Source organism: Allostella sp. (assembly GCF_041913585.1).
In the GTDB taxonomy this organism is placed as follows: Bacteria; Pseudomonadota; Alphaproteobacteria; order ATCC43930; family Allostellaceae; genus Allostella.
Genome location: NZ_JAYSFE010000079.1, coordinates 10,549 through 22,672, shown reverse-complemented (window position 1 = coordinate 22,672; position 12,124 = coordinate 10,549). Strand labels below are relative to the sequence as shown.

Sequence of the window (12,124 nt, the reverse complement as noted above, 5' to 3'; positions counted from 1 at the left end):
TCACCGGCGGCACCATTCTTCCCGTTGATATCGTTGCCTTTTTCCATCACCGCCGAAACACGGGCAACGGGATCGGAAAATGGCGATGTCCCCCACTCCGGAGGGGGCGGGCGGAGAAGCACGGAGGCATGCGTGAAGCGATTCCTGATCGCACTCGCCATCATCGCCGGCGGGGCAACGGCCGCCTGGGCCGGCTGCGGCTACCCGCCCGTCCCGCCGCTGCCGGCCATCGGATGCCGCGCCATGGTGCCGGTCTGCGACTGCAACCACAATGGACAGTGCTCGTGGTATTTCCAGTGCGTGCGTGGCTGACACGGCACCACGGGTCTGAGACCGTCGAGCGCGCCGGCCGGGTCCGGCGCATCGGAAGGGCGCGGTCGACCAGCGCCTGCTAGAGCCCACCGCATCCGGGCCCGTCGCGCCGCGGCCCCCCTGGCCATCGAGCGCGGCCCGGCAGTATTCCTATTCGCCATGATCGGCGCGCCCGACGTCAACGTCATCGACGCCATCCTGGATCAGGCGGCGCGCCGGCCGGACGCGCCCGCGATCGTGCTGGCGCACGAGACCCTGGGCTTCGCGGCCTTCGCCCGTTCGCTGGCCGGGGCCGCGGCCGGCCTCGGCGCCGCCGGCGTGCCGCCCGGGGCCGTCGTCGCGGTGATGGCCGGGGACCCGTACCCGTCCTTCCGGGCGATGCTCGGCGTCATGCTCTGCGGGCGCACCCTGCTGGCGCTCGACCGCGACATGAGCGAGGCCGAGATGCGGCGTCTGATCGCCGCCACCGGCGCCTCCGTCCTCGTCGCGGAGCGGGACGTCGCGCTGCCCGGGGTCCGGCTCCTCGACATGGCGGAACTGCCCGGCGAAGGCGACCCGGCGCAGGAGCGCGCCCCCGGCGGCGACCGGATCGCCCAGATCGTCGTCTCGTCCGGCACCACCGGTCCCTCCAAGGCGGCACCGGCGACGCACCGGGAACTGGCCCAGCGCATCGCCGACCGGGCGCGCGAAAGCGGCATCGACGCCGCGACCTGTCATCGGGTCGTGGTCGGCGTCGGCTTCGTGCTCGGCCGCTATCCGGCGATGCGCACCCTCGACGCCGGCGGCCGGGTGATCTTCCGGCCGATGCCGGGATCCGTGCCGGAACTGGTGCGCAGCCTCGCCGAAGACGGCGTCACCTACCTGGCGCTGACGCCGGCCCATGTCGCGACGCTGCTCGACGGGCTGCCGGCCGGCGACGGCCCGGCGCTGCCCACGGTGCGGACGCTGACGGTGACCTCGGCCGCCCTCTCCAGGGCGATGCGGCGGGCGGTGCTCGACCGGCTGACCCCCAACCTGCACATCGCCTATGCCAGCAACGAGGTCGGCCCGATCACCCATGCGCGCCCGGAGGACCTGGCCCGGCACCTGATGACGGTCGGCCCGCCCCTCCCCGGCGTCGCCATCGAGATCGTCGACGACGACGGCCAGCCGGTGCCGCCGGGCGAACTCGGCGAAATCCGCGTCCGCACGCCGAGCATGACCCGCGGCTACATCGGCGACGAGGCCGCCCAACGCGCGATCCGCGACGGCTGGTTCCACATGGGCGACACCGGCCGCCTCGACGAGGGCGGCCACCTCTATCTCCACGGCCGGATCGACGACCGCATCAACTACGGTGGGCGCAAGCTCTACGCCTTCGAGATCGAGGAGATCCTGCTGAGCCACCCGGCGGTCGCCGAGGCGGCCGCCGTCGGCCTGCCGAGCCGGCGCCACCAGGAGGTTCCGGTGGCGGCGGTGGTGGTGCGCCGGCCCGTCCCCGAACGCGAGCTGATCGCGCACTGCGCGGCCCGGCTCGAATCCTGGAAGGTGCCGCGCCTGATCCGCAGCCTGGCCGAACTGCCGCGGACGCCGAACCGGAAGCTGGCCCGGTCGGAACTGCGCCGCATCATGACCACCATGCTGGCGCCCCCCGGGACGGACACGCGATGACCCTGCCATCGACCATCGGCCGGCGCAGACTCCTCGCCGGCCTGCTCGCCGCCCCGTTCGCGTCGCGACCGTCCCTGGCGACGGCCGACGACTGGCAGCCGTCGCGCCCGATCCGGGTGCTGCGTGGCTTTGCGCCCGGCACCATGGGCGATGCCGTCATGCATCGCCTGGCGGAAGGAATGACCGAGAGGCTCGGCCAGCCGGTGGTGATCGAGAGCCGGCCCGGCGCCGGCGGCAATATCGCCATGGACGCATTGGCGAAGTCGGCGCCCGACGGGCACACGCTGGGGCTGACCGCGATGGGCCCGGTCGTGACCAACCCGATCCTGATGGGCGGCCGCATGCCCTACGACGCCGAGCGGGCCTTCACCCCGCTCTTCCGCATCTCCGAGCAGCCGGTCGTCGCGATGGTGCATCTTTCGGTGCCGGCGGCGGGGCGGGACTTCGTCGACTGGCTGCGCCGCCATCCCGACACGGCCTACGGCTCGGTCGGCATCGGCTCGACGCACCATCTGGTCGGCGCCATGTTGTCGCACGCGCTGGGGCTGAGCCTGCGCCACGTCCCCTATCGCGGCGCGCCGCTCGCCCTGACCGACCTCCTGGCCGGGCGCATCCTGCTCAGCTTCGACCTGATCGGCGGAGCGGCCGGCGCCATCCGCGACGGCCAGGTCCGGGCGGTCGCCGTCACCACCGAGCGGCGGTCGCCGCTCTTCCCGGAGGTGCCGACCTTCGCCGAGATCGGCCTGCCGCAGGTCGCCGCCTCGTCCTGGCTCGGCCTCTTCGCCCCGGCCGGGCTGCCGCCCGCCGTCGCCCGGCGCCTGACCGACGCCCTCGACGCCATCGTCCACGAACCGGCCTTCGCCGCCTGGCTGGCCGGCCTCGGCGCGACGCCGGTCGGCGGCGACGCGGCCGAATTCGCAGCCTTCCTGGCCGCGGAGCGGGTGCGCTGGGCGGCCGTCATCCGGGTCGCCGGGATCGCGCTCGACTGACGGCGGGGCGCCGGGACGGGCGCCGTCGGCGGGACGGAACAAGGCGCGCCGCCCGTCCGTTCTCGACGGGAAGCCGCCGGGCCGATATCAGGTTCGCCCATCCGGCGGTCGCCGCCACCCGGCACGGAACCGCCCCGCCCGCCCCGGCCAGAGCCAAGGACGCCCCGTTGAACGACAATCCCGCACCCGACTTCGCCGCCGCCTTCTCCGGCGCCCGCGTCATCATCACGGGCGGCCTCGGCTTCATCGGCTCGAACCTGGCGCGCCGGCTGGCCGGCCTCGGCGCCGAGGTGACGGCGATCGACAGCCTGATCCCGGAATATGGCGGCCATCTCTTCAACGTCGCCGGCCTCGAGGACCGCATCCGGGTCAACATCTCCGACGTCCGCGACATGCACTCGCTGCGCTACCTCGTGCAGGGCGGCGACTACCTCTTCAACCTGGCGGGGCAGACGAGCCACCTCGATTCGATGCATGACCCGCAGACCGACCTGGCGATCAACGGCACCGCCCAGCTCTCGCTGCTCGAGACCTGCCGCAAGCACGCGCCCGCCATCCGCATCGTCTTCGCCAGCACCCGCCAGATCTACGGCAAGCCCGACTACCTGCCGGTCGACGAGAAGCACCTGCTGCGCCCGGTCGACGTCAACGGCATCAACAAGATGGCGGGCGAGTGGTACCACATCCTCTACAACAACGTGTACGGGCTGAAGGCGGCGGCGCTCCGCCTCACCAACACCTACGGGCCGAGAATGCGGGTCAAGGACGCGCGCCAGACCTTCCTCGGCATCTGGATCAAGATGGTGCTCGAGGGCACGCCGATCGAAGTGTGGGGCGGCGAGCAGCTCCGCGACTTCACCTATGTCGACGACTGCGTCGAGGCGATGCTGCTGGCGGCCGTGACCCCGGCGATGGAAGGCCAGGCGCTCAACATCGGCGGCGACGGCGTCATCAGCCTGAAGGACCTGGCGGAGATGCTGGTGCGGGTGGCCGGCCAGGGCAGCGCCGCGGTCAAGCCGTTCCCGGCCGAGCGCAAGCGCATCGACATCGGCGACTACTATGCCGACGACCGCCGGCTGCGCGAACTCACCGGCTGGACGCCGCGGGTGTCGATGGAGGAAGGTCTCGCCCGCACCGTCGCCTACTACCGCGAACACCTCGACCGCTACCTCTGACCCCGCCCCCCGCTCCCTCCCAGACCGGCGAGACCCCTTCGATGGCAAGCCCGATCCCGCAGACCGACCCCAAGGCCGGCTATCTCGAACTGAAGGCGGCGATCGACGCCGCCGTCGCCCGCGTGCTCGAGGGCGGCTGGTACATCCTGGGCAAGGAGGTCTCGGCCTTCGAGGCGGAGTTCGCCGCCTGGAACGGCAACGCCCACGGCATCGGCGTCGCCAACGGCACCGACGCCCTGGTGCTGGCGCTGCGCGGCCTCGGCATCGGCGCCGGCGACATGGTCGCCACCGTCTCGCACACCGCGGTCGCCACCGTCGCGGCGATCGAACTCACCGGCGCGACGCCGATCCTGATCGACATCGAGGCCGAGAGCTTCTGCATGGACCCGGCCGCGCTCGACGCCGCCTTCGCGCGCGAGGGCTGGCGGATCCGGGCGGTGATCCCGGTGCATCTCTACGGCCACCCGGCCGACCTCCGCGCCATCCTCGCCATCGCCCGCAAGCACGGCGCGAAGGTGCTGGAGGACTGTTCGCAGGCCCACGGTGCGGCCATCGGCGGCGCCCATGTCGGCACCTTCGGCGACATCGCCGCCTTCAGCCTCTACCCGACCAAGAATCTCGGCGCGCTCGGCGACGGCGGCATCGTCACCACCGACGACGCGGCCCTGGCGCAGCGCATCCGGGAGCTCCGCGAGTATGGCTGGCGCGACCGCTACATCAGCGCCACGGCCGGCATGAACAGCCGGCTCGACGAGCTCCAGGCGGCGATCCTGCGCGCCAAGCTCGCGCATCTCGACCGCGACAACGGCCGCCGGCGCGCGGTCGCCGCCCATTACGACGCGGCGCTCGCCAATTCCGGCCTGCGGCTGCCGGCGGTGCGGGCGGACACGACCCATGTCTACCACCAGTACGTCGTCCGCGCCGCCGACCGCGAGGGCCTGCGCGCGCGCCTGAAGGAGGCCGGGATCGCGACCAACGTCCACTACCCGGCCCCCGTCCATCTCCAGCCGGCCTACCGCGGCCGCACGCCGGTCGGCCCCGCCGGCATGGCGGCGACCGAGGCGGCGCAGGGCGAGATCCTGAGCCTGCCGATGTTCCCGCAGCTCGCCCAGGCCGACGCCGAGCGCGTCACCGACGCGATCGTGGCGGCGCTCCGCGCCTGACGCCGTGGAGCAGCGCCTCAGCCTGGTGACGCTCGGGGTCCGCGACCTCGACCGGGCGCGCGCCTTCTACGAGCGGCTGGGCTGGGTGCGCGGGCTCCGCGCCGCCGAGGGCGTCGCCTTCTTCCAGGCGGGCGGCATGGTGCTGGCGCTGTGGTCGCGGGCCGCGCTCGCGGCCGACGCCGGTCTCACCGACGACGGCCGGGGCTTCGCCAGCATCACCCTTTCCCACAATGTCCGCCGCCGCGAGGAGGTCGACGCCGTCCTCGCCGGGGCGGTGGCCGCCGGCGCCCGCCTCCTCCGCCCGGCGCGCGACACCGAATGGGGCGGCCGCGCCGGCCATTTCGCCGACCCGGACGGGTTCGTCTGGGAGGTGGCCTGGAACCCCGGCTTCCCGATCGCCGCGGACGGCGCGATCCTGCTGCCCGACTAGGAGGACCGCCGGCCCGCCTCACCCCCGGAACAGGATCACGATGCCGGAGCAGATGAGGAGGATGCCCGCGACCTGCGGCCAGCCCAGCGCCTCGCCATAGAGGAAGTAGCCGAGCACGACGACGAGCGCGTAGCTGATCGAGACCGACGGGAAGGCGACCGAGACCGGGATCACCTGCAGGGCGGCCATGTAGAGGAAGGCGGCCATGCCGTAGAGGCCGAGGCCGATGATCGACTGCCAGCGGAAGAGCTGGTCGACGAAACCGGCGGCCCCCGCCGCCCCGGCCTTCAGCAGGAGCTGGCCGGCGACGCCGACCAGGATGGCGGCCGCCAGCGCGACGTAGTGGCCGACCGACGGCGCGGCGGAGGCGGCGGTCATTCCGCGCCCTCCGCCCCGGGGCCGCCGCGGTAGACCGTGCGCACGATCCCCTGCGGCTTGCGGTTCACCGTCAGGAAGAGACGCCCGAGATACTCGCCGATCATGCCCAGCATGACGAGCTGGACGCCCGAGACCAGCAGCGTCGCCACCATCAGCGAGGCCCAGCCGGCCGGCGGCTCGTTGACCACCGCCTCGACCAGGACGACGATCCCGACGAGCGCGCCGAGCCCGCTCAGGCCGAGGCCGAGCAACGTCGCCGCCCGGAGCGGCATGACCGAGAAGTTGAGGAACATGTTCATCCACAGCCGCACCAGTCGGCGCAGCGTGTAGTTGCTGCGGCCGACGGCGCGCGGCAGGTGGCGGACCTGGATGCGGCCGATGCGCTTGGTCACCTGCAGGAGCAGCCCGTCGACATAGGGAAACGGCCCGTCGTAGCGGCCGATGGCGCGGGCGGCGAAGGCGCTCATGCAGCGGAAGCTGGAGAGGTAGAGGCCCTTCGGCTTGTCGAGGAGCTGGTCGGCGCACCAGTTGGTGAAGCGGCTGCCGAGGTTGCGCCACAGCGCATGCTCCTTGGTCTCGTAGTAGGTGTAGACGACGTCGAGGTCGTTGGCCTGGGCATGTTCCAGGATGCGCAGCACCTCCTCCGGCGGGTTCTGGAGGTCGTCGTCCATGGTGATGACGTAGCGGCCGCCGGCATGGCGCAGGCCGGTCATCACCGCGTTGTGCTCGCCGTAGTTCCGGGAATGGTCGACGACGACGAGCGGCACCCGCGCCGTCGCCAGCAGCCGGCGGCAGACGGCGAGGCTGTCGTCGGGGCTGCCGTCATTGACCAGGACGATCTCGAGCCCGCCCGGTACCGGCAGGGCGGAGAGCGCCTCGACCAGTTCGCCCACCGACGCCGCGCCGTTGTAGACGGGCACGACGATGCTGAGGGTGCAGCCGGCCGCGGCCTCGCGATCGGCGGCCGGGGTTTCGGGCTCGGTCATGCCTGGGGTCCTCGGGGAGCGGAACGGGAAGGGTTGCGGGCGACGGCCAGCACGGAGCCGCCGAAGGGCAGCCGGCGGCCGCCGGCGAGCCAGCGGCGCTCCAGCCCGACGAGGGCGGCGAACAGGCGCTCGACCGGCGCCGGGGCGAGGCCGACGTCGCTGCTGGCGGTGCCGCCGGGCCAGAGCTTGCGGCGGGCCACCATCAGCGGAAAGAGGATCGTGTTCCAGTAGCCGACGCGGACCGCCTCGAACCCGGCCGCCGAGAGCGCGGCCGCCAGCGCCGGGGCGTGGTAGCGGCGGGCATTGGCGACCGCGCGGTCATGGTCGCTGAAGAGCCAGCGGTAGGCCGGCAGGTTGAGGACGTAGGCGCCGCCCGGGGCGAGGCAGCGGCGGGCCTCGGCCATCGCAGCGGCCTCGTCGACGCCGGCATGGCAGAGGACGTCGGCGCTGACGATGGCGCCGAGGCTGGCATCGGCGAAGGGCAGCCGGTCGATCGAGCCCAGCACCACCGGTCCCGGCCAGCGCTCGCGCGTCGCCCGGCAGGCGAGCGGGTCGCGGTCGAGGCCGATGAAGCGGGCCTCGGGCATCCAGGCGGAGAGGCGCCGCAGCAGCCCGCCCGTCCCGCAGCCGGCGTCGAGCACCGGCCCGGGCGGCGGCCCGGCGGCGGCGAGCGCGCCCGCGAGGATGCCGTGCAGGCCGTGGAACCACCACATCCCGTCCTCGGCCGCGGCCAGCTTCTCGACTTCGCGTGCGTCCAACCCGTCGTCCCCGATGCGCCTTCCCGATGCGCGGCATGCTGCGCAACGGGCGGCGGAGCCTAGGCGCGCGGAAGGAATGCGACAAGAACGCCGCGCCGGCCGCACCTATTCCGATCGTTCCGATCGCCCGCGCTTGCCGGCCGGCGGTCCGTCCCTTACACCACCCGACCTTGCGGAACCGGCTGGCGACAGGGCGCGGGATGACGGAACGGACGGTGCTGGTGACCGGCGGAGCCGGCTATGTCGGCAGCCACGCCTGCAAGGCGCTGGCGCGGGCGGGCTACCGCCCGGTGGTCTTCGACGACCTGAGCCGCGGTTTCCGCAAGGCGGTGCGCTGGGGCCCGCTGGTCGAGGCCGACCTCGCCGACCGCGCCGCGCTCGCCGCCGCCTTCGCCGAGTGGCGGCCGGCGGCGGTGATGCACTTCGCGGCCCTCGCCTATGTCGGCGAGTCGATGGCCGATCCCGGCCGCTACTACCGCGCCAACGTCGCCAACAGCCTCAACCTGCTGGAGGCCATGGTGGCGGCGGGCGTCGGCCGGATCGTCTTCTCCTCGACCTGCGCCACCTACGGCGACCCGATCCGGGTGCCGATCGCCGAGGACCACCCGCAGCGGCCGGTCAATCCCTATGGCGAGACCAAGCTCGCGGTCGAGCGGATGCTGCACTGGTTCGGCCGCTGCCACGGGCTCGGCTGGGCGGCCTTGCGCTACTTCAATGCCGCCGGGGCCGACCCGGACGGCGAGATCGGCGAGAACCACGAGCCCGAGACGCACCTGATCCCGCTCGCCATCGACGCCGCCCGCGGCGGCCCGCCGCTGCGCGTCTTCGGCACCGACTACCCGACGCCCGACGGGACGGCGGTGCGCGACTACATCCACGTCGCCGACTTGGCCGACGCCCATGTCCGCAGCCTCGGCCGCCTGCTGGACGGCGGCGGCAGCCACGCCCTCAACCTCGGCACCGGCACCGGCCACTCGGTCAAGGCGGTGATCGAGGCGGTCGCGCGCCGCACCAACCGGCCGGTTCCGGTCGAAATGGCGCCGCGCCGCGCCGGCGATCCGCCCGCCCTGGTCGCCGACGCCACCCAGGCACGGAACCTGCTTGGGTGGCAGCCCGCATGCTCGGACATGGCCACGATCGTGGAGACCGCCTGGCGCTGGCACTCGGCACCGCCGGGCGCCTGAACCGGGCGATTCGGGGGACGGCGGGTCCGGACGACCCCGGTCACGAAACTGTCGCGAAAATAGGCAGCGCCGCCCGCTTGTGCGGCGATTGCCTTTTCCTATATCACGGCGCGGTTCGCTGCGGCCCCGGCCGCGCGGTCCTTCCCCTCGTCAGGGCGAGCCGGAAACGGCCCCACGCCCCCGTTTCGTCCCTTCGGTCGGAGCATCGGATGGTGTGGCGCCCTTCGAGTTCGCGCGGCTCTTCCCGGCGCGCGCCCGCGACAGACCGTCGCGGAAATTTTCCGGGACTAACATTCCTTCATCTTCCGTTATCCCGACGTCGGCCGGCACCCCCCGGCATCCCTTCCGTCAGATTGGGCTGACCCACGTCATGCGCCTGCAGAACCTCGGCATCCTGGCGATCCTTGCCGTCGCCACGACCGCATTCTGGGTAGCGTTCAACCAGCCGCGCGAGGAAGCCGGCTGGAACGGGCGCATCACCGGCATCTCGTACAGCCCCTACCGCACCGGCCAGAACCCGAACGGCGGTCCGCACCCGACGCCCGAGCAGATGGACGAGGATCTCCGGATCATGTCCGAGCGGGTCGACCGGGTCCGCGTCTACACCACCCAGGACGGGCAGAACATCGTGCCCGGCCTCGCCCAGAAGTACGACATGACCGTGACGCTGGGCGCGTGGGTCGACAACCGCAAGGAGCGCAGCGAGCGCGAGGTGCGGGACGTCGTCAAGCTCGCCCGCACCCACCACAACGTCGACCGGGTGATCGTCGGCAACGAAGCCCTGCTGCGCGCCGAACTGACGGTGCCCGAGCTCATCCAGTACATCCGCCGCGTCCGCGACCAGGTCCAGCTGCCGGTGTCCACCGCCGAGACCTGGGACGTCTGGCTCGCCAACCCCGAGCTCGCCCAGGCGGTCGACTTCATCGCCGTGCAGATCCTGCCCTACTGGGACGGGACCGAGATCGGCCAGGCGGTCGAATCCGTCTTCCAGCGCTACCAGCAGCTCCGCCGCACCTTCCCCGACAAGAAGATCGTGCTCTCGGAAGTGGGCTGGCCGAGCGACGGCCGCATGCGGCTCGAGTCGGTGCCGAGCCGGGTGAACCAGGCGAGCTTCATCCGCCAGTTCCTCGCCCGGGCCGACGACTGGGGCCTCGACTACTACGTCATCGAAGCCTTCGACCAGCCCTGGAAGCACTCCACCGAAGGCGGCGTCGGTGCCTACTGGGGCATCTGGAACTCCGACCGCACGCCCAAGTTCGCCTTCCAGGGCACCCTGATCGAGCGGCCGCAATGGCCCCTGCTCGCCGGCCTGTCGGTGGCGCTGGGCGCCCTCTTCTCGCTCGTCTTCTTCCGCCGCGCCCAGCACCTGCGCGTCCCCGGCCGGTTCCTCTTCGCCGGCATCCTGCAGGGCCTCGCGATCGGCACCGTCTGGGTCGGCTATGTCACCGCCACCAAGTACCTGACGCCGTCGGCGATGCTGGTCTGGGGGGTGCTCGTCCTCTCCATGATCCTGCTCGCGGTCATCCTGCTGGCCGAGGGCCGCGAGATGATCGACGCGCTCTGGTCGAAGGCGATGCGGCGCGGCTTCCGGCCGCTCAAGGTCGATCCCGCGCGGCAGCACTGGCCCAAGGTCTCGATCCACCTGCCGATCTACAACGAGCCGCCGCAGATGGTGATGCAGACCATCGACAGCCTGCTGCGGCTCGACTACCCGGCGCTCGAGGTCGTCGTCGTCGACAACAACACCAAGGACGAGGACGTCTGGCGCCCGGTCGAGGCCTACTGCGCCGACAAGACCGACCGGGTGAAGTTCCTGCACATCCCGCACTGCCCCGGCTTCAAGGCCCAGGCGCTGAACATCGCGCTCGCCAACACCGCGCCCGACGCGGAGATCGTCGGCGTGGTCGACAGCGACTACCTGGTCCAGGCCGACTGGCTGAAGAGCCTCGTCCCCTATTTCGACCGCAAGGAGGTCGGCTTCGTCCAGGCGCCGCAGGACCATCGCGACGCCCATGTCAGCCCCTTCAAGCGCATGATCAACTGGGAGTATGCCGGCTTCTTCAACATCGGCATGGTCCAGCGCAACGAGGACAACGCGATCATCCAGCACGGCACGATGACGCTCATCCGCCGCCAGGCGCTGGTCGAGACCGGCCAGTGGGGCGAATGGTGCATCGTCGAGGACGCCGAGCTCGGCCTGCGGCTGCTCGAGGCCGGGTGGGAGTCGGTCTACGTCAACCACTCCTTCGGCCACGGCCTGTCGCCCGACTCCTTCTCGGGCTTCAAGCGCCAGCGCTTCCGCTGGGCCTATGGCGCCGTGCAGATCCTGAAGCGGCACTGGCGGGCACTTCTGCCCTGGGACAGGTCGACCAAGCTCACCGGCGCCCAGCGCTACCACTTCGTCATGGGCTGGCTGCCCTGGTTCGCCGACGCCCTCAGCGTGGTGCTGGCGGTGCTGGGCCTGGTGTGGACGGCCGGCCTCCTCGCCTTCCCCAAGCATTTCGACTTCCCGCTCAGCATCTTCCTGGCGCCGACGATCGCGGTCTTCGCCTTCAAGCTGATCCGCTTCTTCTGGCTCTACAGCGCCAAGGTGAAGTGCGAGTTCGGCGACTGCGTCCGCGCGGGCGTGGCGGGCCTCGCCCTCACCTACACCATCGGCTACGCGATGCTGTCGGGCCTCTTCACCCGGAAGCTGCCCTTCCACCGCACGCCGAAGATGGAGGACAAGCCGGCCCTCGTGCAGGCGCTGGCGATGGCGCGGACCGAGGCCGTCATGCTGGTGCTGCTGATCGCCGGCGGCCTCGCCATCGGGCTCCGCTTCGGCACGCTGGACCGCGAGGCGTGGGTCTGGTCGGCGACGCTCTTCGTGCAGGCGACGCCCTATGCGGCGGCGGTCTACACCGCAGTGCGCGACGCCTTGCCGAAGGTCGGCCTGTTCGGCCGCCTGCGCAAGCCGGCGATCGCCAACCCCGGCGACCCGTCGTCGGCCGACGCCCGGCCGTAACCGTCCGGCTCGATCCGGAAAGGGCCGCCCCTGGGGGCGGCCCTTTTCATGTCGACTCCCGGCCGAGACGAGCCCCACCGGAACGAGAAGGGCCG

11 protein-coding genes are annotated in these 12,124 nt (G+C 72.1%); 8 read left to right on the top strand and 3 right to left on the bottom strand.

Annotated elements, in window-relative coordinates; genetic code table 11:
* Positions 1–132: 132 nt before the first annotated feature.
* From ACE3Q3_RS15400 to ACE3Q3_RS15375, 6 genes are all read left to right on the top strand, one after another.
* Complete coding sequence (locus tag ACE3Q3_RS15400) at positions 133–312, top strand: hypothetical protein (protein ID WP_374447558.1); 180 nt, start codon at positions 133–135, stop codon at positions 310–312.
* A gap of 159 nt (positions 313–471) precedes the next feature.
* Positions 472–1,962, top strand: a complete 1,491-nt coding sequence (locus ACE3Q3_RS15395; RefSeq protein WP_374447557.1) for a class I adenylate-forming enzyme family protein — start codon at positions 472–474, stop codon at positions 1,960–1,962.
* Positions 1,959–2,951, top strand: a complete 993-nt coding sequence (locus ACE3Q3_RS15390; protein ID WP_374447555.1) for a Bug family tripartite tricarboxylate transporter substrate binding protein — start codon at positions 1,959–1,961, stop codon at positions 2,949–2,951. The genes ACE3Q3_RS15395 and ACE3Q3_RS15390 overlap by 4 nt, the downstream gene beginning before the upstream one ends.
* Before the next feature lie 167 nt (positions 2,952–3,118).
* Positions 3,119–4,126: an NAD-dependent epimerase/dehydratase family protein gene (locus ACE3Q3_RS15385; RefSeq protein ID WP_374447553.1), complete on the top strand. Its 1,008-nt coding sequence runs from the start codon at positions 3,119–3,121 to the stop codon at positions 4,124–4,126.
* A 41-nt stretch (positions 4,127–4,167) separates the two neighbouring features.
* Positions 4,168–5,289 (top strand): DegT/DnrJ/EryC1/StrS family aminotransferase, encoded by a 1,122-nt coding sequence (locus ACE3Q3_RS15380; RefSeq protein ID WP_374447550.1) that lies wholly within the window; start codon positions 4,168–4,170, stop codon positions 5,287–5,289.
* A 4-nt stretch (positions 5,290–5,293) separates the two neighbouring features.
* A complete protein-coding gene (locus tag ACE3Q3_RS15375; RefSeq protein ID WP_374447548.1) occupies positions 5,294–5,719 on the top strand; it encodes a VOC family protein in 426 nt (141 codons plus the stop codon).
* An 18-nt stretch (positions 5,720–5,737) separates the two neighbouring features.
* Here ACE3Q3_RS15375 and ACE3Q3_RS15370 read toward each other — a convergent pair whose 3' ends face one another.
* From ACE3Q3_RS15370 to ACE3Q3_RS15360, 3 genes are read right to left on the bottom strand one after another with little or no spacing between them, the layout of a single operon-like run.
* On the bottom strand, positions 5,738–6,097 hold the full coding sequence (locus ACE3Q3_RS15370) for a multidrug efflux SMR transporter (protein WP_374447546.1): 360 nt from the start codon (positions 6,095–6,097) through the stop codon (positions 5,738–5,740).
* Positions 6,094–7,083 carry a glycosyltransferase family 2 protein gene (locus ACE3Q3_RS15365; RefSeq protein ID WP_374447544.1) on the bottom strand — a complete coding sequence of 330 codons (990 nt, stop codon included), beginning with the start codon at positions 7,081–7,083 and terminating at the stop codon, positions 6,094–6,096. The genes ACE3Q3_RS15370 and ACE3Q3_RS15365 overlap by 4 nt, the downstream gene beginning before the upstream one ends.
* A complete protein-coding gene (locus ACE3Q3_RS15360) occupies positions 7,080–7,841 on the bottom strand; it encodes a class I SAM-dependent methyltransferase (protein WP_374447542.1) in 762 nt (253 codons plus the stop codon). The genes ACE3Q3_RS15365 and ACE3Q3_RS15360 overlap by 4 nt, the downstream gene beginning before the upstream one ends.
* A 200-nt stretch (positions 7,842–8,041) precedes the next feature.
* On the opposite strand from ACE3Q3_RS15360, the gene galE reads away from it, so the two are divergent.
* On the top strand, positions 8,042–9,025 hold the full coding sequence (gene galE / locus ACE3Q3_RS15355) for a UDP-glucose 4-epimerase GalE (RefSeq protein WP_374447540.1): 984 nt from the start codon (positions 8,042–8,044) through the stop codon (positions 9,023–9,025).
* Between the two features lie 370 nt (positions 9,026–9,395).
* Positions 9,396–12,029: a glycosyltransferase gene (locus tag ACE3Q3_RS15350; protein ID WP_374447539.1), complete on the top strand. Its 2,634-nt coding sequence runs from the start codon at positions 9,396–9,398 to the stop codon at positions 12,027–12,029.
* Positions 12,030–12,124: the final 95 nt, after the last annotated feature.

What these genes read in the sequence shown, in the direction of transcription:
- ACE3Q3_RS15395 (WP_374447557.1), top strand. Translation starts at nt 472, where the DNA reads ATGATCGGCGCGCCCGACGTCAACGTCATCGACGCCATCCTGGATCAG.
- ACE3Q3_RS15390 (WP_374447555.1), top strand. Translation starts at nt 1,959, where the DNA reads ATGACCCTGCCATCGACCATCGGCCGGCGCAGACTCCTCGCCGGCCTG.
- ACE3Q3_RS15380 (WP_374447550.1), top strand. Translation starts at nt 4,168, where the DNA reads ATGGCAAGCCCGATCCCGCAGACCGACCCCAAGGCCGGCTATCTCGAA.
- ACE3Q3_RS15370 (WP_374447546.1), bottom strand. Translation starts at nt 6,097, where the DNA reads ATGACCGCCGCCTCCGCCGCGCCGTCGGTCGGCCACTACGTCGCGCTG.
- ACE3Q3_RS15365 (WP_374447544.1), bottom strand. Translation starts at nt 7,083, where the DNA reads ATGACCGAGCCCGAAACCCCGGCCGCCGATCGCGAGGCCGCGGCCGGC.
- galE (WP_374447540.1), top strand. Translation starts at nt 8,042, where the DNA reads ATGACGGAACGGACGGTGCTGGTGACCGGCGGAGCCGGCTATGTCGGC.
- ACE3Q3_RS15350 (WP_374447539.1), top strand. Translation starts at nt 9,396, where the DNA reads ATGCGCCTGCAGAACCTCGGCATCCTGGCGATCCTTGCCGTCGCCACG.